A 23,164-nucleotide genomic window follows, 5' to 3' on the forward strand; every position below is an offset into this window, starting at 1 on the left:
TTCAAGAGCAATTTGATACGGCAAAATCATTTAGAACCAAGGAGATAAAGATGCTCCGAGTGAGTGGGTACTGGTTCATTGCGATCGGGATTCTCCATCCCCTTGTCCACGGATGGCTTTTTGCTAAACCTTTGATGGATATTGTGCAAGATGGTTGGTTTAACGCGATCGCACCCAATCCGGCAAATCCTTTTTATGACCGAGAAGATGCGTTTTGGTGCATGATGATCACGCCATTTCTCCTGATCATCGGATGGCTCTGTTGTTGGGCACAAACAAAAGGGATTCGCTTACCCAGTTTTCCAGGTTGGATTCTCTTGCTAACGGCTGTTGTTGGCGTGACGCTTGAACCTTTTTCGGGATTTTGGCTGATTATTCCTCCTGCGTTGCTCATGCTGGTTGACCGACAACGGGACCAAGAACCTCTGAAAAACTTGCTTTAACACTGGGTCTGATGGGGTAGTCGTCGCCCACTCAACATCGCCGTTCATCCACTGCTAGCGATTTTTCGGATGCACTGCCAAGGCTCAAATGATCGAGTGCAAAGGAGTTGTTGTATCGCTTCGCTACTGAAGGGCAAATTCTAGATTAAGTTGGCTAGGAGGCAAATTATGTTCAGCATTTTGCAGATTCTGACCGTGGTGTTTGTGGCGGTGGCAATGGCTTTGGCTCTCGCACACGCCCTTGAACTACCGGGCAAGATGCGACTCAGCAAGGAAACATATTATGCCATGCAGCCTATTTATTATCCAGGATTCACGATTGGAGGGATTAGTGAGCCAGTCGGCATAATTTTGACAATCATTCTGTTGTTCTTAATGCCATTCGGAAGCATGGACTTCTGGTTAACGCTTGTAGCATTAATTGGACTTTTCGGAATGCAAGCAGTGTATTGGCTCTTCACGCATCCAGTGAATCAGTTTTGGGTTGAGGATGAAAGCCTTGATCGCTTCAGTTCTGGCTTTTTCTCGGTTGGGGCAACTAGATCTCGGTTTGAGAACAAAACCCGTCCGCCGGAATGGACAGAGTTGCGCGATCGTTGGGAGTACTCACACGTAGCGCGAGCGGGATTGGCGCTTGTGAGCCTGATTGCGCTTGTCACTACCCTCTCTTGCCGCACATAGCCAGAATTGAATTCTGATCGAGAAATCACTCGTTCATTGCACTCGTTCATATCAGCAGAGCAGGTTGTTTTTATCAGTAAGAGGCTGAGTTCATGCCACAAACCAACACAGTCACCTCAATTTCTCCTGAACTCGCGGCTCGGCTTCGCGCTATGCCCAAAGTTGAGATCCACGTTCACGTTGAAGGAGCAACAGATGCAGAAACGTTTTATCAGATAGCGCAGCAGAATCACGTTGAGTTACCGACAAGTTCATTAGAAGAATGGAAGTCATTCTTTGAGTTTCGCGATTTTTCGCATTTCATCCAAGTTTACGCAGCAGCAGTTCAGTGCTTGCAAACGCCGGAAGACTATGCCCTGATGATTGAACGGTTCTACAAACGACAAGCGGAGGAAAACATTCGCTACACGGAAGCTTTCTTGAGTGCCTCGTTTCTGACGCAAAAGTTTCAAGATGACGAAATTTTAGACGCGATCGCCGCAGGACAATCGGCGGGAGAAGCCAAGTACCATTGCCAGATTAATCATCGCCGCAGGACAATCGGCGGGAGAAGCCAAGTACCATTGCCAGATTAATCTCATTCCCGATATTGCGCGTGAGGTTCCTGATTCTCAAGAGCGCGTTTTGGAATTTGTTGTGAAAGGGAAAGAGCGCGGGTTATTTGTGGGTTTAGGCGTGGGAGGGCTTGAAGTTGGGTATCCACCAGAACTGTTCACAGAAACGTTTGCTCAAGCCCGTCGGCAAGGACTCCACCTGGTGGCTCATGCAGGCGAGGCAGTGGGAGCAGAAAGCATCTGGAGCGCAGTGAATACGTTGAAACCTGAGCGAATTGGACATGGCATTCGGTGTTTAGACGATCCTGAATTAGTAGAATTACTCCGCCAACGTCAGCTTCCTCTGGAAGTGTCTCCCCAAAGCAACTATTGTTTAGGTGTTGTCGAGCGAGGTCAGCCTCACCCCATCCGCAAGATGGTTGATGCTGGGCTGTATTGCACCGTCAACTCAGACGATCCAGCCATGTTTTCCATGAGTTTGACAAACGAGTATTTAACGCTTGCAGCACAAGGATTTAGTTGGGAGGAACTTTGGCAACTCAATTTGAATACTTTGGAAGCAACGTTTCTGGATGAAGTCGAAAAGGACAAGTATCGTACTGAGTGGGAACAATTCACGCGATCAGCCAGCTAGCAATTGTGTTTAGTGGTCAGTTGAGTTTTTCTCGTTTATCAAAGTCTTCACAAATCCACTCAACGCAATCGTTAAGCAACTTCACTTGAACTCGTGGAGGGTGAACCAATGGAGCGATCGCAAACAGAACTGCAAACCAGTTACGACCGTGTGGCGGCAGAATACGCCAAGCGATTTTATGATGAGCTAGATCGAAAGCCGTTTGACTGCAAGATGTTGGATTGGTTCATCGAGAAGGTAAACGGGGTTGGAACAATTTGTGACTTAGGGTGTGGTTCTGGACACATTGCAAATTATCTACATAATCGCGGTTTAGAAGTGTGCGGTATTGATTTGTCGTCGGGAATGGTCGAACAGGCGCAAAAGTTAAATCCAAACATCACTTTTCAACAGGGCGATATGCTTTCCTTAGATGATTTTGCTGACAACTCTTTCGGTGGGATCGCCGCCTTCTACTCAATTATTCATGTTCCTCGTTTATTAGTCGTTGACGCTTTACGAGAGATGAATCGGGTATTGCGCTCAAGAGGAACACTGTTACTCACATTTCACATCGGTCAGCAAACCCATCACCTCGAAGAATGGCTCGATCAGAGAGTCTTTCTAGACTTTCACTTTTTTGAAACAGCACAGATGAAAGTTGATCTTCAAATGGCAGGCTTTGAGTTAGAAGAAGCAGTAGAGAGAGATCCATATCCTGAGATAGAAGTTCAGACTCGTCGCGCTTATCTTTTTGCAAAGAAGCTGTAAACGAATACACCGGCGCATTTATGAGTGAAGCGATCGCTCAACAACACCTCACTTAAATTTGTCGCGTCGATCAATTCTTGTCATGGCTTCGTATCGAGCACTGAGGCATAAAGCAATGAGTTTAAAGGAAGTTGATATTGATGTCCTGGTCGTGGGCGCTGGTCCTGTCGGATTAGCAATGGCTTGTGAACTGATCAGGCATGGTGTGCGCTGTCGCGTGATTGACCAAGCCACAGAACCAGTCCAAACCTCGCGTGCCCTCGGCATTCAAGCCCGAACACTAGAGGTGTTTGAAAACATGGGTGTCATCGACAAAGTTCTAGCAGTGGGAACAAAGGCAAAAGGAGTCACAATCTACGATCGCGATCGCGTCATCTTGCGGATCAGTCTGCAACACATTCGAGAGAAAGATAGCCAGTATCCCTTTCTCCTGATCTTGCCTCAGAGCCAAACCGAGTCTATCCTCAACGATCGCTTGCATGAACTCAGTGGCAAGGTTGAGCGATCGCGAGAACTATTCGATATCCGGCAAGAAAATGGTGTAGCGATCGCCCGGGTCAAAGCAGCCGAAACAGACTCAAGCGACCTGGAGGAGATCCGCGCCCGATGGCTGATTGGCTGCGATGGAGCCAGCAGTCGGGTTCGCAAAGTTTTGCGAATCCCATTTGAGGGCACCACTGCACCGGAGGAATGGCTGATTGCCGATGTCGATCTCGACTGGGATCGCACCCGCGAAACAACACATGGTTGGTTCACACAAGACGGCTTGCTTGCTGCTTTCCCACTGCCCGATGGACATTGGCAACTATTCGCACCCACTGACACTAGGAATGGACAGCACGTTTCACAGGCATCGGTGGAAGGATTACAGCGTTTACTCGTGCAGTACACAGGCGATACGAGAACAACGATTAGCAATCCCACCTGGATGTCGAACTTCAAAGTCAACTATCGCATGGTGAAGACGTACCGTCAGGGGCAAGTCTTTCTAGCAGGGGATGCCGCCCACATTCACAGTCCTTTTGGCGGTCAGGGCATGAATATCGGGATTCAGGATACCTATAACCTGGCATGGAAATTAGCTCTGGTGCTGCAAGGAAAGGCACGGGAAAGCCTGCTGAATACTTACCAGGAAGAACGGTTGCCGATCGCCGGGTATGTGCTCCAGGGTTCAAAAACCACAACGCAGGGTTTAATCGTGACGCAAAATCCCGTCTTACGTTGGCTCCGCGATCGCCTGGTAATTCCGCTGCTTCAACTAGACAGCGTTCAGCGCAGGCTAGCCCAGGAAGCCTCAGAATTGAACATGAACTACCGCCGCTCTTCGCTCTCCTGCTCTGATTTGCAAACCAGATGGAATCTGCGCGATCGATTGAACTGGTTCAAAGCACCTCATGCGGGAGACCGAGCACTGCCAGGGAAGTGCCTCAACTGTCCTGCGGGCGATTGCACAAATCTCAATCGAGTGTTTCATGGAACGGAGAGCCATCTGCTGCTCTTTTCAGGTCTTGCGCCTGCGGACAAAGAGTATGCCGATCTTGCACAAATCTCAATCGAGTGTTTCATGGAACGGAGAGCCATCTGCTGCTCTTTTCAGGTCTTGCGCCTGCGGACAAAGAGTATGCCGATCTTGCCAAACTCGCGTCTACAGTTGAAACTCTGATGAGTGGTTGCGTCAAAGCACATATCGTTGTTGGTAGCGCCAAACCGCCACAACTTACCTGGAATGGCTCGATTCTGCTCGATCCGCAGGGAGAACTTCACACGCTCTATGGAATACATCAGCGATCGCTCTATTTCATTCGCCCAGATGGCTATATCGGATTGCGTAGCCAACCGACAGACGAGAAGCATTTGCTGGACTATTTGAACAAGATCTTCATCTAATATTCAGCAAGTGTCACTGAGTTACCTGTGCGTCGGGGACTACCGACTAGATTCAGAAGTTTTGATGGTCTGTTCATCTTTTCCTAGGCGCAGGCGCAGGAACAGTTGCGGTCTGGCGCACCGGATCTGATACCAGACGATGGCTGGACGGCGAACAGACTATACGCCGATTGGAGGAACGCATTGCCAATCTGAAGGCGATCGCCAGCCACAATGATCTGGAGATTCAGCAGCAATTCAAGCAGTTAGAATTGAAAGACCGTCAGGAATAAAAGCTTATAGTTTGAAGAGGTGGCGAAATTTATGATTGACCACACTGGTATCAATGTTAGCGACTTTGGCAGCAGCAGGAAGTTTTATATCAATTCGTTATCTCCCCTAGGCTACCAATTGCTGCATGAGTTTGATACGGATGGAGCCGGGTCCGTGACGGGCGCGGGTTTTGGAGTCGATGGGAAGCCAGATTTTTGGATTTTTCAGGGGGAAGTCAATACCCCCAGACTTCATATCGCTTTCCGAGCTGAAACTCGTGCAATGGTCGAGGCATTCTACAATGCAGCATTAAAAGCAGGTGGTCAAGATAATGGTGCTCCGGGTCTTCGACCTCACTATCATCCCAATTATTATGGTGCTTTTGTTTTAGATCCAAATGGGCACAACATAGAAGCAGTTTGTCATACTCCCGATTAAACAAAGGTTTCAACCATGCTTTGTGCTCCTGCTAAAGCATCCTATTATCAGGACAGGCTAAAGTATGACAGGTCAACAAATCAACAATGGTGTCGTGCATCTATTTTCAGAATCTTTTGGTTCTCCAGATGACACTGCAATTCTATTGATCATGGGCGCAATGTCTTCAGGAATTTGGTGGCCAGAGGAGTTTTGCCGCCAGCTAGCGAATATGGGACGATATGTGATTCGTTACGATCATCGAGACACCGGGCGTTCAACCAGCTATGAGCCAGGACAAATCAGCTATACCGTTGAAGATCTGGCAGATGATGCTTTTGCTGTTCTTGATAGGCATCATATTCAGAGCGCTCATCTGGTCGGGATGTCTCTGGGTGGCTACCTGGCTCAACTCATGGCGCTCAAGCATCCCCAGCGAATTAAAAGCCTGACTCTGATCGCCTCCGAGCCTTTAGCCGAGGCTGATTCTACAATGCCTGGTATCGCTCCATCGATTCTGGAGTATCACGCAAAAGCGGGCGAACTAGATTGGGGCGATCGCCAAGCTGTCATTGAATATCAGGTGGGTGCATGGCGGTTGCTGAATGGCTCAGCTCACCCCTTTGATGAATCCCTGATCCGTGAATTGGCGGCGGCTGACTTCGATCGCACCCCAAACTTGATGACTCCCTTTAACCATGCACTACTTCAAGAAAGCCAGGAAGGTAAGGAATGGCTCGGTCGGCTTAACGAAATCACTGTTCCGACACTGATCATTCACGGCACAGAAGACCCTGTTTTGCCCTATGCCCATGCTCTGGCGTTAAAAGCAGAGATTCCCCATGCAGAATTACTCACACTGCATGGAACAGGACATGAACTACACCCTGATGATTGGTCTGTAATCATTGAAGCAATCCAGCAGCACACAGCATCATGAGAAACTGTGAGTATGAACGATCGCCACATTGAGTTGATCCATCAGTTATTTTCGGCAGCAGACCAAATCAATTTGCCGTTGTGGTTGCAGGGTGGTTGGGCAATCGATGCCAAATTAAATCGCATCACCCGTGAGCATGAGGATATTGATATTGCATATCCGGGCGATCGCACCACTGAGTTTCTGGCGTTACTGCACTCCCTTGGCGGTGTCATTACAGAACAAACCTCCTACGGTTTTCTGGCAGAAATACAAGGCATTCTCCTGGACTGTGAACCCTATATTCGCGCTGGAGAGGGCTACGAGCTAGAAGGCTTACCTCCGGGAACCTGTCCATCCGAACCTACAGGAAGTCTTAGCGGTAAATTACTTCGTTGCACCAGTTGGGAAGCAATTCTCTGGGATTATTTTTACTACATCGAAGAAGTTCCACAGAGTGAGTGGCGACCCAAAGATTTTTCGAGTTTTGCGATCGCCAGAAGATTCTTTGGTGAAATTGAAACACAAAACTTACACAAACAATTTAAACATTTTTTTGCTTCACCCCTTGACCCTGACGTTACGTGAGGTTTTTACCATAGATTCATCCACAGATTAAGGTTGTTTGCAAAGGATCAGGAGGGGAAGATGCAATCGGTTGCACTCAAGGTCGGTGATTTGGCGAGACAAACAGGGGTTTCGGTACGGACGTTGCATTACTACGACGAGATCGGCTTACTTTCGCCCTCTCATCGCACTGAAGCAGGGTATCGACTGTATGGCAAGGAGGACATCATTCGCTTGCAGCAAATTATATCGCTGCGGCAAATTGGCTTCTCCCTCGAAGAAATCCGCGAGTGCCTGGAGCCACACAACTTTTCCTTCGATCGCGTGATTCAACTCCATGCCGCCCGCTTGCGTGAGCAAATTGAACTTTCTCAAAAATTGCTTAATCGCCTGGACGCGATCGCTCAAGCCGTGAGTTCGATGCAAACCGTGTCTGTGGAAGCACTCATTCAAACCATTGAGGCAATGAATATGTTGGAAAAATATTACACCCCTGAACAATTGGAATCCCTCAGGCAACGTCAGGAATTGGTTGGCGAGGAGCGGATTAAGCAAGTTCAAGCCGAATGGCAAGATTTATTTGATCAAGTACGGGCAGAGATGGCGAAGGGCACTGATCCAGCCAGTGAACCCGTCAAAGCTCTCGCTCGACGAGCGATTCAATTGATCCAAGAATTTACAGGGGATGATCCTGGAATTGAACAATCCTTAAACCGAATGTATCAGCAGGAGCAGCCTGAAGCGGTCAGTAGAGGAATGGTCGATGCAGCGATAATGGAATACCTGGCTCTAGCCAGGGCTGCTCTGGAGCAAACAGAGTAATGAGAAGTGGGCAGTCTACGTTGCTTGCGATCGCCCACTATAGGGCATTAAGAACGCTGAGTTCATTTCCTCACCATTGACTGATTCCTCCACATTTGAGGTTGTCGATTAATTGTGATCCTGAAAATTTAGAGCCTGAAAGCGATCGCTTGAGTCTTGGAAGTTGCTGCTTTATCGAGCGTATCGAACTCGCCGGAAATTGCGCGAGAATAGGTGCAATTTCTGGCAAACTCACGCCCCGCTTACTGGCATCGGTGTTACCTCATTTGCCTCTCTCAAAACATTAGTCGGATTGAGACAACAGCAGCCCTTGATGAATGATCTGCTTACAGATTGGCACAATCCCTTCCATTAGAGGGATGTGATCGCAGGCATTGCCTTACAAGTTGGTTTCTCTAGTCAAAGCCATCTGACACAACAGTTCAAATGCCTCGCTGGAATGACCTCCAAGTAGGTTCGCTAACGGCTTAAGAATCAGACAAACCATATTTCATCATTCAAGGCTTTAATGCAGCCCTTGGAAAACCTTCAAAAAATTCGCCCAGAAGCTTAATTTTCTGGATTTTGGCAAGCGATATACTTTGAGAGATGATTGACCGCCCTTCGTCGGGGGGAGTTTAATGATCCATCTCGATCAATTGATTGCCACATTGATGCAGGTGGTAACCGAAAGCGCAGGAGCCGAAACTGGCGCTCTGGTTCTCATACAAGAGAATCAACTCATTGTAGTAGCTCAATGCAGCGGAAATAAACCGTGTGACCTGGAAAAATTTGCTGTTGCCGACTGTGCAACGATTCCTGTCTCCGTCATTCACTTGGTAGAACGCATTCAAGAAACTTTAGTGCTTGATGATGCAGTCAGCGAACCGTCTTTTTCAACTGATCCTTACATTCAACACCACCAGACGCGATCGCTCTTGTGTATGCCAATTCTCAATCAAAGTCAGTTGATTGGCATTCTTTATCTAGAGAACAATCTCAGTACCGGAGTGTTTACCCGCGATCGCTTGCAAGTCCTTAAACTGTTGATCGATCAGGCAGCGATCTCACTTGAAAATGCTCGGCTGTGTGAACGGTTAGCAAACTATACCGAAACACTGGAACGGAAACTAGAAGAGCAAACTCAAGCCTTACAGCAGGAGATCAGCGATCGCGAACGAACAGAAGACGCATTAAGACAAAGTGAAGCGAATTATCGCAATTTGCTACAAACCGCAAATTCAGCCATCATTCGCTACGATCCGCAAGGACGGATTCACTACATCAACGATTATGGGATAAAACTTCTTGGCTATGAAGAATATCAGATTTTAGGGCGAACCTTATTTGAAACCATCATTCCAGAAGTCGAACTCTCTGGGCGCGATGTCAAACCTATGGTTCACGATTTACTTCGCAATCCTCAAGCGTACCCGCAAGGTGAGGGTGAAAATCTGTGTCGAGACGGTCGGCGAGTTTGGATGGCTTGGTCAAATCAAGCCATCTTCAATGACCAGGGAAAGGTCGTTGAAATCTTATCGGTGGGCAATGACACCACTCAGCGGAGGCAAGCAGAAGAGGCATTACAACGTAGTGAAGCTAAGTTCCGCAACATCTTTGCAAACTCGCAGGTTGGTATCTACCGTACCCGTATCGGTGATGGATTAATTCTCGATGCCAATCAACGCTTTGCCGATCTGTTTGGCTTTGATTCACCCCAAGAGATGATTGGGATTGAACACACTACAGGCTATTGGGTCAATCCCAGCGATCGCCAACAAGGCATCGAGGTGATGAAGCGGGATGGGGAAGTGCGAAGCTATGAAGCACAGATGCGAAAACGAGATGGGACAGTGTTTTGGGGACTTTTCTCTTCTTATCTGAATGCAGGCGATGACTACATCGAAGGGGTGCTTGCGGATATTAGCGATCGTAAACAGGCAGAAGTTGCGTTGCAAGCCTCTGAAGCAGAACTGCGATCGCTCTTTTCAGCCATTCCCGATCCAATGTGTATCTTCGATGGTAAGGGGCAATTGATCTGTGCAATCAAAGGGAATCCGTCCTATGGAGAGTTATATCGGGAGGAGTATATTGGCAAAACACTGCATCAACTCTATTCCAGGGAACAAGCCGATGAATTCCTGAGTTATATTCAGCAGGTGTTGAGAACCCAACAAGTCCTCACTGTTGAATACAGCCAGTGGATAGCTGGACGAGAAATCTGGTTTTCGGCTCGCATTGCCCCAATTCGGCATAAGCAGGTGCTTTGGTTGGCGCGAGATATTACCTTGCAAAAGCAAGCAGAAGCCACCTCGATTCTGGAAGAACGCAACCGCATGGCACGCGAAATTCACGATACCCTTGCTCAGGCGTTTACAGGCATTCTAGCTCAGGTGGGAGCGGCGAAACAGGTGCTAACGGATGATGTCGAAGCAACTGGGGCACATCTCGACCTGATCAAAGAATTGGCGCGAACTGGACTGACTGAAGCGCGGCGATCAGTTGTCGCGCTCCGTCCTCAGCTTTTGGAGGAAGGCAGTCTACAGAGCGCTCTCCATCGTCTCGTCGCTCAACTCAGAACTGCCGCACTAGATACCACTTTGTATTATGAGATTGAGGGGGCAGTGTACGCTCTACCCAGTGAAGTTGAGAGTAACCTACTGCGGATTGGACAGGAAGCTTTAACCAATGCGATTAGACACGCCCATGCTGACGAAATTCGAGTGGAGCTAAGATACGATCGCGATCGATTTTGCTTGCGCGTGAAAGACAATGGACAGGGCTTTGGAGTTGGAAGTATTCCCTCCTCTGAGGGATTTGGCTTACTGGGTATGAGCGAACGGGCAGAGCGCATCGGCGCACAACTCACGATTCGGAGTCAACCCGGACAAGGAACAGAGATGATTGTCACTGTCAATCGGGAGTAGCGTCACGATGAACCAAGCCACGACCATTCGGGTTTTGATTGCAGACGATCATGCCATTTTTCGGCAAGGATTAGCCACGATTATTAACCGTGATCCAGAGATGCAGGTGATTGCACAAGCTGAAAATGGGGAACAGGCGATCGCTCTATTTGGGGAGCACCAACCGGATGTCACGCTGATGGATCTGCGAATGCCGGAAGTAGAGGGAGTTGCTGCGATTGGCGCAATTTGTGCGACTGCTAAATCGGCTCGAATCATTGTCCTGACCACATACGATAGTGACGAAGATATCTATCGGGGATTGCAGGCAGGCGCAAAAGGATATCTGTTAAAAGAAACTGAACCGGACGAGCTTTTGAATGCCATTCGTATCGTTCATCGGGGTCAGCAATATATTCCGTCCGATGTGGGCGCAAAGTTAGCACAGCGCCTCAGCAATCCAGAACTGAGCGAACGAGAACTAGAAGTACTCGGCTCACTGGCGCAGGGAATGAGTAATGCTGAGATTGCTGATGCTTTGAATATTGGTGAAGGCACGGTTAAATCTCACGTCAATCGGATTTTGAATAAATTGGATGTGAGCGATCGCACTCAAGCGGTGATTGTTGCCGTTAAACGCGGCATTGTTAGTTTGTAGGGTTGTACTTTCGATCGACTTCGGATTCTAACTTAAGTTATAGTCAGCCTTCTACTTTGCGATGAGTAGTTGCTCTATCAATTTGTACTGTAAAAGAGTTAACTCGCTATAGGCGACGACTGGAAACCAATCTTCTACATTGAATGTATGCAAATAGAAATGCATCCAATCAAGCAAATCATGCTCTTCTAGAGCCAAAGCTGATTGAGTTTTCAACCCTAACCCGTTGGAGATAAATCAATGACATCTACTTCCACAGCAACAGACCCAATCCTACGCCAAGGCGATTCTGGTGCTGCTGTCACTAGGCTACAACAATTGCTGAATGCGAAAGGAATCAACGTTAAAGTTGATGGAGACTTTGGCAATGCGACTCGCGCCGCAGTCGTTCAATTTCAAAAGCAGAGTGGCATTGCTACAGATGGCATCGTTGGCCCTCGAACTTGGCAAGCCCTTCGTCAAGGTGGCAATGCACCCATTCAACTGACTGATGCTGCCAGTTACTACGAGCCATCGAAATATTCCTATCAAAAAGAGGCGTTTGAATGGTTGCAATCTCAGATTTCTAGATCAGATCTAGATGAATTTGCTCGCCGTTGGCGGAACCTAAGCTAATGTAAGTTCGAGATAATTCTTGGACGCTCGACGGTTGGAAACCGCCAAAGTTTATCTAGGGCGATTTCTTATCTCGAACTTGCCTTAGATAGACTTTGGAAATTATTCAAATAGGAGTATAAAGGTGCCTCAGGCAAGCTTTTTACAACGTTTGTTGGCTTGGTTGATTGATCAAGCGATTCTCATACTTCTCTATTCGCTAGCAATGTTTGCGATTGGATTAGCTGCTGGAATATATCAACGGAGTCAAATACAAATTCCCGGTTTAATACTGTCTCTGGGCTTGATCGGATTTTTGCTTGTTCTCTGGCTTGAACATTTTTTGTACTTTGGTTACTTTTGGAGTCGTCGAGAACGATCCATTGGGATGGGAATGATGAACATCCGAGTTGTTAAAGTTGATTGCAGTTCTTTGTCTTTTGTAGGAGCGGGTTTGCGCGGTTCGATCGGATACTATCTGAGTGGTCTAATCTTTTGTTTAGGTTATCTCTGGTTCTTTATCGATGAACAGCAGCAAACTTGGCACGACAAGATTTTTAATACGGTCGTGCTGAAAGGATAAACGTTGAACCAGGAGATAAGGGTGAGTTATCAAACTCTGATTGACTAACAAAAATTCCTCGCGTTACGCTAACGCAGCAATCACCGACTCAAAGTGATTCAGCTCATGTTCAAATTGCTTACGCTGGTAAATTTCCTGAATCACAAGGTTTTTCCCAGCTTTTATTGCCAGGTTCTCTGCTTGATGCAGATGTAGAAAAATGAACGACGATCGCAGCCACAGTTCCTTACTTGTCCCGCCTTCAACCCAAGATTGGATGCAAGGTGTGCTGAGTGCCAAGGTCGTGCTGGTGATGTATGGAGACTATCAATGCTCTAGAAGTGCAGACGTTTACAAGATGGTTAAAGCGATCAAACGGGAGCTGAGTGCTTCTTTGGGAGAAGATTATTTATGCTTTATCTTCCGCCATTTTCCGCAAACGCAGATTCATCCTCAGGCCCAACGGGCAGCCCAGGCTGCCGAAGCCGCCGCTGCCCAGGGACAGTTTTGGTTAATGCACGACACTTTATTTGCCCATCAACAAAACCTGGAGAATGGCTATCTTGTCGAGTACGCCAATGATTTAGGGCTTGATATTCCTCCGTTTCTCAAAGAGTTGTCTAAACAAGTGCATATCGATCGCATCAATGAAAATATCGAAGGTGGAATACACAGTGGAGTAACAACTGCTCCAGCCCTATTTGTTAATAACATTCGATATACCGCATGCTGGAAAATGACAGAGTTGATCACAGCCATTGTTGCTGCAAGTCACTAAGCTCTGTTCATAACTGGTCAACCGTTAGTAATTGATGACGGATATACAGTGAGTTAATCAAGCCTCGTGAATGAACAACTTGTAAATGCTCGGTTTTAGTCTCAGGAATAAGTGCTCCCGATCAAGCTAGCTGATTTTAGCAAGCACACCCCTGAGGCAATTCGATCTGAACTATTTTAATCAATGAGTTTTACACAAGGAAAACAATGAAAACAGTGAAAACACTCCTCAAAAGAGCCGCATTATTCTTCGCTCTGCCTATCTGTATTTCAGGTTATTTCTCCTTGCCTGCTGCTGCTGATTCTACAGCCACCCTCATCTTGAGTACTCAATGCCAAGGCTGTTACACCATTAACATTTGGCGAAACTATCAATCTGGTGAACTGCTTTATCGAGCCATCAGTCCTAACGGTAATTTAAGTTTGGGTGGAGGAACCAGCCAGGCGACTGAAGGCGTTCGAGTGTACAAGTTTGGGAGTGGCAACTATGAATATTGGGTTTGGGATGGGACGTTGGATGATCCGCAGGCTGGGACATTAGAGGTCTATCAAAACAACCGCCTTTTAATGCAACAAGCTTGTACGAGAAGCTGAACTTTATGCACTGGTGGATTGGGACTATTTCTCTGAACCAGAACCCTACCTGAGTTATCACAAATGCTTTGTTCCCGTGGCACAAAAAAGTAACTGGAATACCGCTAGGTGGCTCAATTTACAACATGACGAGGAGAAACCATGACCATTACGCTGATTGATTGAAAAAACTTTTCTGTAGGTTGGGTCTCGCGATGCTCAACTCAACCTTAGCCAAGGGTTTGGCTACATACACGGACGAGTCAAGGAGACAAAGATGAGGATCAAAGTAACTAAAGGAAAACCGGGAAGCGGAACGGAAGCGAAAGACTCAACTTATGTGGAGGCTGCCCGGTGGGGTAAGCATCGGGGGTGGCGGTATGTTCTGGGACTGGTGGTCATCCTCTTTGCGTGGTTGGTTGTCGGTAGTGGTGCCAGCGTACTCGTCGCGTTCGCGCTTGGCGGACAGGCAGACCCCTCGGGTCTCGGGCTTGTGGAATACTACTTGTTTGTCACGGTGAGTTTCCTGCCCTTCCTCGCGGGAGTCCTTATCGCTGTCTCCCTCGTCCACCGCCGCCACCCCCGGACGCTCGTCACGGCGCGGAAGCGGATAGACTGGCATCGGGTCGGTCATGGATTCGTAGCGTGGTTCGTGCCGTACTGCCTGATCGGTGGGCTGGGGCAGTATCTGTTTTACCCGGATACCTTCTCCTTTAACTCTGACCTCTTAACGTTCGCACTCTTCGTCCCGATCGCACTGGTTCTTACCGCGATCCAGACGACCACCGAGGAGCTTTTCTTTCGCGGATACATTGTGCAGGGCGCGAGCCTCATCTGGAGCAACCGCGTTTTTCTGGCAATCGTGCCAGCCGTGATATTCACCCTGCCGCACCTCTTAAACCCGGAGGCGATCGCAGGCGGTTGGCTCACGGTCTTTTCCAACTACTTCCTCGTTCCAGGTCTGTTGTGGACTGTGGTCTCGTTGATTGACGGCACCACTGAACTCGCCATCGGCGTACACTTCGCGAACAACATCGGCGGGGCACTCCTGTTCGACATTACTGGAAGTGCTTTGCCCTCACCCGCTCTGTTCACAATCAGCGAGTATCACGCGACCTACGGGGCGCTAGCGGTGCTGGTTGCAGCACCCGTGTTTCTGGCGATCGCCTACAAGGTGTTCAAGCAGGAGTCGCCCCAATCTGTTTCCCAGAGCCACCAGAAGGGTCGTTGGTGACCCCGGCAAATCCCAAACCCATCAGCAACTGAAGTCAGCAACCCGATAAAAGGAGTCAATTATCATGCCTCGTGTTTCTTCAAATCATCTGCGGGAGTCGGGAAAGCCCCCTTCCGCGCCCTCGGCTCGGCCTAACAAGACCTCCCGCCCGGGCTGGCCCGAGATTATCGTCGGACTCGTCGTCTATTTAATCGTAGGGTTCGGAGGCGTCTCGCTGTTCAAGCAACTCGGTCTTGACCCCGTGGTCCACGGTCTGATCTTGGCTGCATGGACCGGCGTCGCCACCCTCATCGCGTTCACGGCAGCTGCGCGGCTGCGGATCCGTTCCCTGAGCGCCTTCGGTGTACGCCGAACCTCCAGTCGCTGGCTTCTGACCAGTGTTGGCGTAGGGCTGGTTGCCTTTGTGCTCAAGGGTCTGGCGATCATGGCCTGGATCCAGATCACCGGGGACACGGACAATGTCCAGGATGTTTACGCAGAGGGTGGTCGTGGCGGGTTACTGTCTCTGGTTTTGTCCACAGTATTGATCTCCGTCTTCTCACCCTTCGGCGAAGAACTGCTCTATCGCGGCATCGTTACCAACGCGCTGCTGCGCTATGGCTCGTTCGCTGGGGTAGTGGGTAGCACCGTGATCTTCGCTCTCATGCACGGTATTAACATTGTCTTTCCGGCGGCCATTGTGGCCGGTCTCGCTACCGCTGAGGTCTTCCGTCGTAGCGGCTCAATCTGGCCCGGTCTCGTCGTTCATATTGTTTTCAACCTGCCCACAATCCCGATCATGGTGCTCGTTGGCACGGGCTGAAAGAAACCGCAGCATACCTCAATCAGGAATTCATCATGCAATATCTTTCACAGGATTTAATCCTGCTTGCACTCAATCCCCAAACTGGGAAAACTCGCTTCTCTTTCTACGCGGCGCTCGAATATGGCTTGGTCGGTTCTTTGTTACTAGACTTAGTCCTGCAAGGCAAACTTGAGATCGACAACAACAATCGTGTGATCGGTGCGATTAGCGCTTTGCGCAACTCCGCAGGAACCGCAGGCAACACAGGCGATGAATTCTTAGATCGACACCTCAATGAGGTTCTGGCATCGTCTCGTCCTCGAACTGCAAGGTTCTGGGTGACTTGTTGGAGACGAAGATACAGATGGTTTCAGCCGATTGTGTTGCAGAACTTAGTTGATTTAGGTGTTTTAGAACGACAAGAGCAACGCATTCTTGGACTGTTCCCAACGCAGCGATATTTTTTAACCGATGAATCCATTCAACGCGAGATTGTCCAGCAAGTTCGTGCAGCCGTGTTAGAAGGCATTGGACTGGATTCTCGGATGGCAGCATTGATTAGTTTGATGCAAGCCTCTCACCTGACCGATGCGGTGTTCAGACCTGAAGAACGGACTGAAGCGCGATCGCGAATTAAGGCGATCGCAGAAGGGGAGTTGGTCGGCAAAGCAGTTTCAAAGGCAATTTTCACCATTCAAGCAGCCACGACTCTGGGTGCAATCAATGGCGGATGAAAACGTTAGATCGCAGCCAGTAGGGTGGGCACTGCCCACAAAACTTTAAAGCTTACTACAACACACCCATCACGAGATTTCCAATGAACCGGAAGATTTTAGTAACTGGCGCAACTGGGAGCAACGGTACAGAGATTGTTAAGCGACTCTCAGCACAGAATGTGCAAGTCCGCGCAATGGTTCGTAACCATGATCGAGCAAAGGAAATTGCACTCCCGAATGTTGAAGTGGTGGAGGGGAACTTTGATCGCCCTGAGACGCTGTTGGAGGCGCTGACTGAAGTAGACCGTGCATTTCTCTTAACGAACTCTACAGAACACGCAGAAGCGCAACAACTCGCGTTCGTTGATGCGGCCCGTCAGAGTGGTGTCAAGCATATCGTCAAACTATCGCAATTTGCAGCCGATGCCCATTCACCCGTGCGTTTTTTGCGTTACCATGCCGCAGTCGAAGCGGCAATTCAAGCATCAGGAATGACGTACACGTTTCTGCGTCCCAACCTCTTTATGCAGGGCTTATTAAACTTTAGATCGACGATCACAAGCCAAAGCGCCTTTTATGCAGCGATCGGTGATGCCAAGGTCAGCGTAGTAGATGTCCGCGATATTGCAGAAATTGCAGTAGTTGCTCTAACAGAAACAGGGCATGAGGGAAAGATTTACAACCTTACTGGACCACAGGCATTGACTCATGCTGAGATGGCAGAACAACTCTCGGCTGCGCTCAATCGTCAGATTGCATTCGTCGATATTCCATCTGAAGCAATGCGCGATCAACTGCTCAACATTGGGATGCCAGCTTGGCAAGCAGACGGGCTGATTGAGGATTACGCGCATTACCGACGCAATGAGGCAGCAGCGGTTTCGTCTGGTATACAGGACGCAATTGATAAAGAGCCGCGCAGTTTTAAGACATTCGCCGGTGACTACGCAACAAAGTTTAGCTAGACGCAGCCCAATAAGCCTGCTGCACCGAAACGAACCTGAGTTGTCATTGAAGAATAATGAAACGATTTACCTTGTTTACTTTCCTGTATCTTGCGCTGGGAGCCTGTCTGACGGCGATCGCGCTTGGATACCCAAATCTGCCTTCGAGTCTTCAAACCAGCCTGTTCATCAATGCAGGAGCGTCCTACATCACCTGTATTCTCAGTACCTTCCCATTCTGGCGAGAGACGGCAATCCTCTGGAGTTTAAACTAATGGCAATTCTGAAACAATTTGGGATTCTATTTGTGTTGGGCATTGCGGGAATTGCGATGCTTGCGATTACCTCGGTTTCATTAGTTGAGCAACGGTTGGCGAAACTGTCTCCAGAAAGACTAGCAAACATTCCGCCACTGTGGGTTTTAATGCTGCTGCAAGCACTACAGCTTACAGTGCTACTGGCAATCAGCATTCTGATCGGAATTGGCTGTGCCTATCGCGTTGGATTACGCTCACATTTGATTGACTACTGGGTATTTCATACCCCTAAGATTCCATATTCTGTCATTGAGATGAAATGGAGCTTGGGTTTGGGTGCAGCGACGATGATCATTGTCCTGTTGCTCGATCGGTTGATGCAGCCTGCCCTACCTGAAGCGCTACAGGCATCCAATCACACAGAACCGAATTGGCTGAGTTCACTTACTGCAATGCTTTATGGCGGCATCACTGAGGAAATTCTGATGCGCTGGGGTTTAATGTCGCTGCTTGTTTGGATCGCGTGGAAAGGGCTAAAACAAGGCATTACGTTGCCAAGCCAAGGAATGTACCAAGGTGCGATCGTTCTAGCCGCGTTGGTATTTGGACTACTACACCTACCAGCGGCTGCCGCGATCGTTCCACTCACTCCACTTGTGATTATCCGAGCAATATTACTCAATGGGATCGCTGGCATTGCTTTTGGCTGGCTCTTTTGGCAATACTCGCTTGAGGCTGCGATGTTATCCCATGTCAGCTTTCATGCCTTTTCCTTTGCTCTTAGCCTTTTGCTGGCAAGATTTGCCTAAGCTTTTTTCTGGCAAGCATCACTGCATCCATCACCAAATATCGGAGCTAAAACATGTCACGCAAAACGATCGCCACCAAAGACCAGTCTCCACAACGACCACTTACTCCCAGTGCCAAACACCCGCTTCTGCGATTTCTTCGCAAACCTCTTCAGATCATTCGCACTAATTTTCGCGCCTACTTTACCATCAACGCCATTGTGTATGGCTTAGTCATCACTGGGTTGATAGCGGCGACAGTCTTCCCCAACCTGAGCGCAACTCGGGTAGCCATCCTGGAAGACAACGGAACGGCTGATCTTGTCCGATCGCTAATCAATACCCCCTGGCTGTTCTCGCTGACCATCCTGGGAGTCAACCTCACGACCGGCGCGCTGTGGATCGTGCTCCCTTCGCTGATCGTTCCCTTTACTGGCATTGCCATGTTTGCGTATAAGACGTTCACTCTCGGTTTAGGCATGGCTCCGACTACCAAGATTATGGCGGTGGCACTGATCCCGCACTCGCTGACGATACTCATCGAATTCCAAGCTTACGCTCTCTTGATGTTTGGCGCATACATTCTTGGTCGGTCTTGGGTTCGCCCCGCAACCATCGGTACTCGGAACCATCGTCAGGGTTACGTCCGTGGGCTGCAACAGCTCGGTTGGTTGAGTTTGTCCACGCTCCCACTGTTCATCGTCGGCGCGATCTGGGAGGCGTTCTCGCTCCGCTACCTGGTTTCTCCGCTGACCCAATGGTTGTTGTAGCGCTAAACGGATCAAATCATGATGGTTTCTTGAATCGATTGTCAACTCTACAATTTTAAGATGGTGAATCAAATGATTAAGTACAAAGATTTTGCGCCTCGAATTATTGAACGGGGACCCTTCGGCGGACCTGCCGAGTATGAATCCTTCTCTGAGGTTGTGAGTGAGGTCAATCAGTGGATTGCAAGTACAACGATACAGGTAATCAATGTTGAAACCGTTGTTTTACCCGATCGGATTGAAGGCACAAGTGATGATGTCTACGGATTGACGACCAGTAATGCTTTCCACCCAGTGATGATCAGTCAGGGTCTTGCAATCAATTGCTTTCAATGTGTGCGGGTGTGGTACAGAGAATAAGCTTTATCGGAAAGAGAAAGAATGAAACGATTTACTTTGTTTACTTTCCTATATCTGGTGCTGGGAGTTTGCCTGACGGCGAACATTGCGTGAAGCGAAGCTACCGCGATTGGATATCCAAGCCTGCCTTCGGGTCTTCAAACCAGCCTGTTTGTCAGTGCAGGAGTATCCTACCTTGTTTGTCTTTTCAGCACCTTCCCATTGTGGCGGGAGACAGCGATCCGCTTCTATCGCAGCCGCAATTCATCGGTCATCCTATCCTCGTTGGTGATTGGATTGAACATTATTGTGACGGTCTGGGAGCTTCAGAGTCAGAACTGGACGATGGAAGCTATTTTACAGGCGTTTTCGCGGCTAATAGGTATTTTACTGTCTGCTGAAAACATTGTGATTATAAGGCAAGTGAATTCCGAACATTAGTGTCTAAATCGGATGATGCCGAAACAAATTCGTTTCAGCAACGCGAGATAGAGTCAAACGTACTACACAAGGAACACTATGGATAAGCCCGAGTTTTTTGTCACCCCCGGCTATGGGAAATACATGCTGAATAAATTGCACTACTCGCAAGCGGTCAAAATTGGCGATCGCGTGGAGACATCCGGTCAAGGTGGCTGGAATGACAACCTGCAAATTCCCGAATCGCTCGATTCATAGTTCTGTTGATAAAAACCGCTCTCGCACGGGTTGAGCCGAATAGTACAGATATCGAGTTGAAGTGCAACTCTGGGGTGAGCATTATGGTGCAGCATGTAAGGCAAGATGAAACACGACAGTTGGCGATCGCGCCTCGCCTGTGGCTCTGGTGGATATTGGCTATTACAATCGCGGGGGCGATCGTCGGAGCACTGGAAGAGTCAGGATTTCAGTTTATAGCAACCATATTTTTTACAGGTTTGTTTATTGGCGCAGCCCAATGGCTCGTTTTGCGTCAATACATTCCTAAAGCCTTTTGGTGGATAGTGGTTAGCACACTGGGATGGACTTTGGGGCTAGTGCTGGTGAGTCTTAACGTAACCCTTGATCCGCTTATTCAATTCCTCAGTACGCTGGGCGCGTGGTATGTTTTTTGGATGAATTTGGTCAAACAGCCGATTGTACTGGCTATTTTTGGCGCGGCTCAATTTCCGATTTTGAGGCGATTTGTCCGTAAAGCGCATTGGTGGATTCTGGTCAGTGCTTTAGGAGGTGCACTACAAGGAGCAAGCAGCTCAACTGTCGCGTACATTTTGCAGCCAGGGCTACTGCCAGCACCATTCCCGACAGCATTGATCTATGGATCAGGCTGGCTAAGCTACGGCATCGTTACCGAAATTTTCCTGCAATGGCTGTTGCGTTATCAACCCCGGTAGGTCCAAGTATTTCATCGGGTATGCGCAGGGGAGATTCAGATGCCAGAGAACAATAAGGCTATTTTAGAAGCAGCAAATGCAGCGATCGCAGAAATCGAAAATGAATAATTTTTGTCCTTCTGCACCGACGACGCGGAGTGTATGTTTGCAGGCGACAAGATCCTTGATTGCAAAGAAGACGTTCGCCAATGGATGACAGAGACATACATATAAATACCAACGTTTAAGGTCGCAAACTTGATCGCTGAAGGCAATTTAGTCACATCACTGGGCGACATCATATTGACGGAAAAAGACGGAAGGTCGGCTCATTAATCATACTGCAATGTCTGGCGCTTTCGCAGCGTTAAGATCATCAAATCGAGAGCTTTCGTCATCAAAACTGAGGCTAATGATGAAACCAGTATCGCAGCACAAACAATCTTTACCAGTCGATTATAAATCAGCCACCGAGAATAATCCTATGACGCATTCAATATCACAACGCGAGAATTATTCTGAGCATGAGATTTTACCTCAGACTGATTCTCTCCATGACTCTAAAATTAACTATGCCCTGATTGCGATCGCGCAAGAAGTCGCTGAGTTGTTGAAACAGTCCTATCTATTACAAGTACAAGCTGATAAAATTGATAGCGTAGAGGTAATAGACGGGAACAATTTTGCTGAATGATCGGCTCCTGACTGAGTTGAAAAAGTCTGTCTAAGGAGAGAAGTATTGATCGCTAGCTTATGATCTAACACTTTTGTTGTTATCTTGGCTTCCTGACTGACAAACGCTTTTCTGTACCATAGTCGATTTGGGAAAATTTTAATTTTTGTAAGGTGAGAGCAAGCTCCATGGCCAGCAACCAGCTCAACTCGCTCGAACTCAGCCACCAGTGGAATAAAACGCTGGTGTTCTCCAGTCGCCAAATGAACTGGAATGGCATTTTGCTGGAGCAGTGTCGAAGCCCTGCTTCAGCGTTTGAAATGGAACTTCCTGCTTTATCCGATCACTGGCTCTACTTTCACACGGGAGATCCTGCCCCTTTAGTTCAAAAACGCGACGATCGCCTGCATGAATCAACCCTCCACCAAGGGGACAGCCTTTTGGTCCCAGCTGGACAACCGAGCTATTGGTGTCAAGCACCAGATATGAGTGATGTCATTTGTGCTCCGCTGCACATTTGCTTAAAACCGGAATTGATTCAACAAGTTGCTGAAGTCTCTGAGATTGATTCAAAACGGTTTGAACTCGTGCCTTGTTTTGGTCAGCAAGATTTGCAACTTCATCAGATTGGCATGCTAATGTTCGCTGAGTTGAAATCGGGTGGGATGATGGGGCAATTATATATCGAATCACTCACTCAGACTTTAGTGATTCATTTACTACGGCGCTATTCGACCCTAGCGAAACCGATTGCATCACTAAACAACCGCTTAACTCATACCCAGTTGCAGCAGGCGATCGATTACATCCACGCTCATTTAAATCGAGATTTATCCTTGGCTGAACTGGCAAGCGTCGTTAATATCAGCCCGACTTACTTTGCAAGCTTGTTTAAGAAAGTAATAGGGATTTCGCCGCATCAGTATGTGATTAAACAGCGAGTGGAACGGGCAGAAGTAATGTTGAAGGGAACAGATTTAGCGATCGCCGACATCGCTCTACAAGTCGGCTTCTCCAGTCAAAGCCATCTGACGCAACAGTTTAAGCGATTCACCGGAGTAACACCGAAACAGGTTCGCTAACACCTTAAGAATCTGACAATTTACCCTAAGAATCTGAAAGAAACCGAGCATTAGAACTCACTACACTTCGGTTAAATCAGATAAGAACCTCATGCGATGTTCATTAGGAGGTCAATATGCCTTGTGTGACTGTTGGTCAAGAAAATTCTGCAACCATTGATATCTATTACGAAGATCTTGGGGCCGGTCAACCCATTGTGCTCATTCATGGATTTCCCCTCAACGGCCATTCCTGGGAAAAGCAGGTCTT

The 23,164-nt window shown here is 48.2% G+C and carries 29 protein-coding genes; all 29 read left to right on the top strand.

What is annotated here, in order from left to right; translation table 11 throughout:
- The first annotated feature begins 50 nt into the window (after nt 1-50).
- Nucleotides 51-443 carry a DUF6463 family protein gene (locus tag ACKFKF_RS16455; protein ID WP_446868663.1) on the top strand — a complete coding sequence of 131 codons (393 nt, stop codon included), beginning with the start codon at nt 51-53 and terminating at the stop codon, nt 441-443.
- A 168-nt stretch (nt 444-611) separates the two neighbouring features.
- Nucleotides 612-1,124 (top strand): hypothetical protein, encoded by a 513-nt coding sequence (locus ACKFKF_RS16460; protein ID WP_446868664.1) that lies wholly within the window; start codon nt 612-614, stop codon nt 1,122-1,124.
- Between the two features lie 92 nt (nt 1,125-1,216).
- Entirely contained in the window at nt 1,217-1,699 is a 483-nt protein-coding gene (locus ACKFKF_RS16465) for a hypothetical protein (protein ID WP_446868665.1), read from the top strand.
- A gap of 4 nt (nt 1,700-1,703) precedes the next feature.
- Nucleotides 1,704-2,312 carry an adenosine deaminase family protein gene (locus ACKFKF_RS16470; protein ID WP_446868696.1) on the top strand — a complete coding sequence of 203 codons (609 nt, stop codon included), beginning with the start codon at nt 1,704-1,706 and terminating at the stop codon, nt 2,310-2,312.
- Between the two features lie 108 nt (nt 2,313-2,420).
- A complete protein-coding gene (locus ACKFKF_RS16475) occupies nt 2,421-3,062 on the top strand; it encodes a class I SAM-dependent methyltransferase (protein WP_446868666.1) in 642 nt (213 codons plus the stop codon).
- Nucleotides 3,063-3,177: 115 nt separating this feature from the next.
- On the top strand, nt 3,178-4,725 hold the full coding sequence (locus tag ACKFKF_RS16480) for an FAD-dependent monooxygenase (RefSeq protein WP_446868667.1): 1,548 nt from the start codon (nt 3,178-3,180) through the stop codon (nt 4,723-4,725).
- Nucleotides 4,725-4,949: a hypothetical protein gene (locus tag ACKFKF_RS16485; RefSeq protein ID WP_446868669.1), complete on the top strand. Its 225-nt coding sequence runs from the start codon at nt 4,725-4,727 to the stop codon at nt 4,947-4,949. Before ACKFKF_RS16480 ends, ACKFKF_RS16485 begins: the two co-directional genes overlap by 1 nt.
- A gap of 303 nt (nt 4,950-5,252) precedes the next feature.
- Entirely contained in the window at nt 5,253-5,639 is a 387-nt protein-coding gene (locus ACKFKF_RS16490; protein WP_446868670.1) for a VOC family protein, read from the top strand.
- A 64-nt stretch (nt 5,640-5,703) separates the two neighbouring features.
- Nucleotides 5,704-6,558: an alpha/beta fold hydrolase gene (locus ACKFKF_RS16495; protein ID WP_446868671.1), complete on the top strand. Its 855-nt coding sequence runs from the start codon at nt 5,704-5,706 to the stop codon at nt 6,556-6,558.
- Between the two features lie 12 nt (nt 6,559-6,570).
- The gene (locus ACKFKF_RS16500; RefSeq protein WP_446868672.1) at nt 6,571-7,125 is read left to right on the top strand and encodes a nucleotidyltransferase domain-containing protein; all 555 of its coding nucleotides are present in this window, start codon (nt 6,571-6,573) and stop codon (nt 7,123-7,125) included.
- Nucleotides 7,126-7,185: 60 nt separating this feature from the next.
- Entirely contained in the window at nt 7,186-7,926 is a 741-nt protein-coding gene (locus ACKFKF_RS16505; protein WP_446868673.1) for a MerR family transcriptional regulator, read from the top strand.
- 620 nt (nt 7,927-8,546) lie between these two features.
- Nucleotides 8,547-10,832 (top strand): PAS domain S-box protein, encoded by a 2,286-nt coding sequence (locus ACKFKF_RS16510; RefSeq protein ID WP_446868674.1) that lies wholly within the window; start codon nt 8,547-8,549, stop codon nt 10,830-10,832.
- A gap of 7 nt (nt 10,833-10,839) precedes the next feature.
- Nucleotides 10,840-11,469 carry a response regulator gene (locus ACKFKF_RS16515; protein ID WP_446868675.1) on the top strand — a complete coding sequence of 210 codons (630 nt, stop codon included), beginning with the start codon at nt 10,840-10,842 and terminating at the stop codon, nt 11,467-11,469.
- A gap of 240 nt (nt 11,470-11,709) precedes the next feature.
- Nucleotides 11,710-12,084, top strand: a complete 375-nt coding sequence (locus tag ACKFKF_RS16520) for a peptidoglycan-binding domain-containing protein (RefSeq protein ID WP_446868676.1) — start codon at nt 11,710-11,712, stop codon at nt 12,082-12,084.
- Between the two features lie 124 nt (nt 12,085-12,208).
- Nucleotides 12,209-12,646, top strand: coding sequence for an RDD family protein (locus tag ACKFKF_RS16525; protein WP_446868677.1), 438 nt, complete (start codon nt 12,209-12,211; stop codon nt 12,644-12,646).
- A gap of 199 nt (nt 12,647-12,845) precedes the next feature.
- Nucleotides 12,846-13,403 carry a DsbA family protein gene (locus tag ACKFKF_RS16530; RefSeq protein ID WP_446868678.1) on the top strand — a complete coding sequence of 186 codons (558 nt, stop codon included), beginning with the start codon at nt 12,846-12,848 and terminating at the stop codon, nt 13,401-13,403.
- A 206-nt stretch (nt 13,404-13,609) separates the two neighbouring features.
- Nucleotides 13,610-13,996 (top strand): hypothetical protein, encoded by a 387-nt coding sequence (locus ACKFKF_RS16535; protein WP_446868679.1) that lies wholly within the window; start codon nt 13,610-13,612, stop codon nt 13,994-13,996.
- A gap of 256 nt (nt 13,997-14,252) precedes the next feature.
- The gene (locus ACKFKF_RS16540; RefSeq protein ID WP_446868680.1) at nt 14,253-15,209 is read left to right on the top strand and encodes a CPBP family intramembrane glutamic endopeptidase; all 957 of its coding nucleotides are present in this window, start codon (nt 14,253-14,255) and stop codon (nt 15,207-15,209) included.
- A gap of 64 nt (nt 15,210-15,273) precedes the next feature.
- Complete coding sequence (locus tag ACKFKF_RS16545; protein ID WP_446868682.1) at nt 15,274-16,011, top strand: CPBP family intramembrane glutamic endopeptidase; 738 nt, start codon at nt 15,274-15,276, stop codon at nt 16,009-16,011.
- A gap of 35 nt (nt 16,012-16,046) precedes the next feature.
- Nucleotides 16,047-16,727: a GOLPH3/VPS74 family protein gene (locus tag ACKFKF_RS16550; RefSeq protein ID WP_446868683.1), complete on the top strand. Its 681-nt coding sequence runs from the start codon at nt 16,047-16,049 to the stop codon at nt 16,725-16,727.
- An 83-nt stretch (nt 16,728-16,810) separates the two neighbouring features.
- On the top strand, nt 16,811-17,674 hold the full coding sequence (locus ACKFKF_RS16555) for an SDR family oxidoreductase (RefSeq protein WP_446868684.1): 864 nt from the start codon (nt 16,811-16,813) through the stop codon (nt 17,672-17,674).
- A gap of 56 nt (nt 17,675-17,730) precedes the next feature.
- Nucleotides 17,731-17,928 carry a hypothetical protein gene (locus tag ACKFKF_RS16560; protein WP_446868685.1) on the top strand — a complete coding sequence of 66 codons (198 nt, stop codon included), beginning with the start codon at nt 17,731-17,733 and terminating at the stop codon, nt 17,926-17,928.
- Entirely contained in the window at nt 17,928-18,719 is a 792-nt protein-coding gene (locus ACKFKF_RS16565) for a CPBP family intramembrane glutamic endopeptidase (RefSeq protein WP_446868686.1), read from the top strand. Before ACKFKF_RS16560 ends, ACKFKF_RS16565 begins: the two co-directional genes overlap by 1 nt.
- 53 nt (nt 18,720-18,772) lie before the next feature.
- Nucleotides 18,773-19,468: a stage II sporulation protein M gene (locus ACKFKF_RS16570; protein WP_446868687.1), complete on the top strand. Its 696-nt coding sequence runs from the start codon at nt 18,773-18,775 to the stop codon at nt 19,466-19,468.
- Nucleotides 19,469-19,540: 72 nt separating this feature from the next.
- On the top strand, nt 19,541-19,828 hold the full coding sequence (locus ACKFKF_RS16575) for a hypothetical protein (RefSeq protein WP_446868688.1): 288 nt from the start codon (nt 19,541-19,543) through the stop codon (nt 19,826-19,828).
- 498 nt (nt 19,829-20,326) lie between these two features.
- On the top strand, nt 20,327-20,485 hold the full coding sequence (locus tag ACKFKF_RS16580) for a hypothetical protein (protein WP_446868689.1): 159 nt from the start codon (nt 20,327-20,329) through the stop codon (nt 20,483-20,485).
- 56 nt (nt 20,486-20,541) lie between these two features.
- The gene (locus ACKFKF_RS16585) at nt 20,542-21,180 is read left to right on the top strand and encodes a hypothetical protein (protein ID WP_446868691.1); all 639 of its coding nucleotides are present in this window, start codon (nt 20,542-20,544) and stop codon (nt 21,178-21,180) included.
- A gap of 325 nt (nt 21,181-21,505) precedes the next feature.
- Entirely contained in the window at nt 21,506-21,853 is a 348-nt protein-coding gene (locus tag ACKFKF_RS16590) for a hypothetical protein (protein ID WP_446868692.1), read from the top strand.
- A 167-nt stretch (nt 21,854-22,020) separates the two neighbouring features.
- Nucleotides 22,021-22,914, top strand: a complete 894-nt coding sequence (locus tag ACKFKF_RS16595; protein WP_446868693.1) for an AraC family transcriptional regulator — start codon at nt 22,021-22,023, stop codon at nt 22,912-22,914.
- The last annotated feature ends 250 nt before the right edge of the window (nt 22,915-23,164 follow it).

Source organism: Phormidesmis sp. 146-12, from assembly GCF_052939495.1.

What these genes read in the sequence shown, in the direction of transcription:
- ACKFKF_RS16455 (WP_446868663.1), top strand. Translation starts at nt 51, where the DNA reads ATGCTCCGAGTGAGTGGGTACTGGTTCATTGCGATCGGGATTCTCCAT.
- ACKFKF_RS16460 (WP_446868664.1), top strand. Translation starts at nt 612, where the DNA reads ATGTTCAGCATTTTGCAGATTCTGACCGTGGTGTTTGTGGCGGTGGCA.
- ACKFKF_RS16465 (WP_446868665.1), top strand. Translation starts at nt 1,217, where the DNA reads ATGCCACAAACCAACACAGTCACCTCAATTTCTCCTGAACTCGCGGCT.
- ACKFKF_RS16475 (WP_446868666.1), top strand. Translation starts at nt 2,421, where the DNA reads ATGGAGCGATCGCAAACAGAACTGCAAACCAGTTACGACCGTGTGGCG.
- ACKFKF_RS16480 (WP_446868667.1), top strand. Translation starts at nt 3,178, where the DNA reads ATGAGTTTAAAGGAAGTTGATATTGATGTCCTGGTCGTGGGCGCTGGT.
- ACKFKF_RS16485 (WP_446868669.1), top strand. Translation starts at nt 4,725, where the DNA reads ATGAGTGGTTGCGTCAAAGCACATATCGTTGTTGGTAGCGCCAAACCG.
- ACKFKF_RS16490 (WP_446868670.1), top strand. Translation starts at nt 5,253, where the DNA reads ATGATTGACCACACTGGTATCAATGTTAGCGACTTTGGCAGCAGCAGG.
- ACKFKF_RS16495 (WP_446868671.1), top strand. Translation starts at nt 5,704, where the DNA reads ATGACAGGTCAACAAATCAACAATGGTGTCGTGCATCTATTTTCAGAA.
- ACKFKF_RS16500 (WP_446868672.1), top strand. Translation starts at nt 6,571, where the DNA reads ATGAACGATCGCCACATTGAGTTGATCCATCAGTTATTTTCGGCAGCA.
- ACKFKF_RS16505 (WP_446868673.1), top strand. Translation starts at nt 7,186, where the DNA reads ATGCAATCGGTTGCACTCAAGGTCGGTGATTTGGCGAGACAAACAGGG.
- ACKFKF_RS16510 (WP_446868674.1), top strand. Translation starts at nt 8,547, where the DNA reads ATGATCCATCTCGATCAATTGATTGCCACATTGATGCAGGTGGTAACC.
- ACKFKF_RS16515 (WP_446868675.1), top strand. Translation starts at nt 10,840, where the DNA reads ATGAACCAAGCCACGACCATTCGGGTTTTGATTGCAGACGATCATGCC.
- ACKFKF_RS16520 (WP_446868676.1), top strand. Translation starts at nt 11,710, where the DNA reads ATGACATCTACTTCCACAGCAACAGACCCAATCCTACGCCAAGGCGAT.
- ACKFKF_RS16530 (WP_446868678.1), top strand. Translation starts at nt 12,846, where the DNA reads ATGAACGACGATCGCAGCCACAGTTCCTTACTTGTCCCGCCTTCAACC.
- ACKFKF_RS16535 (WP_446868679.1), top strand. Translation starts at nt 13,610, where the DNA reads ATGAAAACAGTGAAAACACTCCTCAAAAGAGCCGCATTATTCTTCGCT.
- ACKFKF_RS16540 (WP_446868680.1), top strand. Translation starts at nt 14,253, where the DNA reads ATGAGGATCAAAGTAACTAAAGGAAAACCGGGAAGCGGAACGGAAGCG.
- ACKFKF_RS16545 (WP_446868682.1), top strand. Translation starts at nt 15,274, where the DNA reads ATGCCTCGTGTTTCTTCAAATCATCTGCGGGAGTCGGGAAAGCCCCCT.
- ACKFKF_RS16550 (WP_446868683.1), top strand. Translation starts at nt 16,047, where the DNA reads ATGCAATATCTTTCACAGGATTTAATCCTGCTTGCACTCAATCCCCAA.
- ACKFKF_RS16555 (WP_446868684.1), top strand. Translation starts at nt 16,811, where the DNA reads ATGAACCGGAAGATTTTAGTAACTGGCGCAACTGGGAGCAACGGTACA.
- ACKFKF_RS16560 (WP_446868685.1), top strand. Translation starts at nt 17,731, where the DNA reads ATGAAACGATTTACCTTGTTTACTTTCCTGTATCTTGCGCTGGGAGCC.
- ACKFKF_RS16565 (WP_446868686.1), top strand. Translation starts at nt 17,928, where the DNA reads ATGGCAATTCTGAAACAATTTGGGATTCTATTTGTGTTGGGCATTGCG.
- ACKFKF_RS16570 (WP_446868687.1), top strand. Translation starts at nt 18,773, where the DNA reads ATGTCACGCAAAACGATCGCCACCAAAGACCAGTCTCCACAACGACCA.
- ACKFKF_RS16575 (WP_446868688.1), top strand. Translation starts at nt 19,541, where the DNA reads ATGATTAAGTACAAAGATTTTGCGCCTCGAATTATTGAACGGGGACCC.
- ACKFKF_RS16580 (WP_446868689.1), top strand. Translation starts at nt 20,327, where the DNA reads ATGGATAAGCCCGAGTTTTTTGTCACCCCCGGCTATGGGAAATACATG.
- ACKFKF_RS16590 (WP_446868692.1), top strand. Translation starts at nt 21,506, where the DNA reads ATGTCTGGCGCTTTCGCAGCGTTAAGATCATCAAATCGAGAGCTTTCG.
- ACKFKF_RS16595 (WP_446868693.1), top strand. Translation starts at nt 22,021, where the DNA reads ATGGCCAGCAACCAGCTCAACTCGCTCGAACTCAGCCACCAGTGGAAT.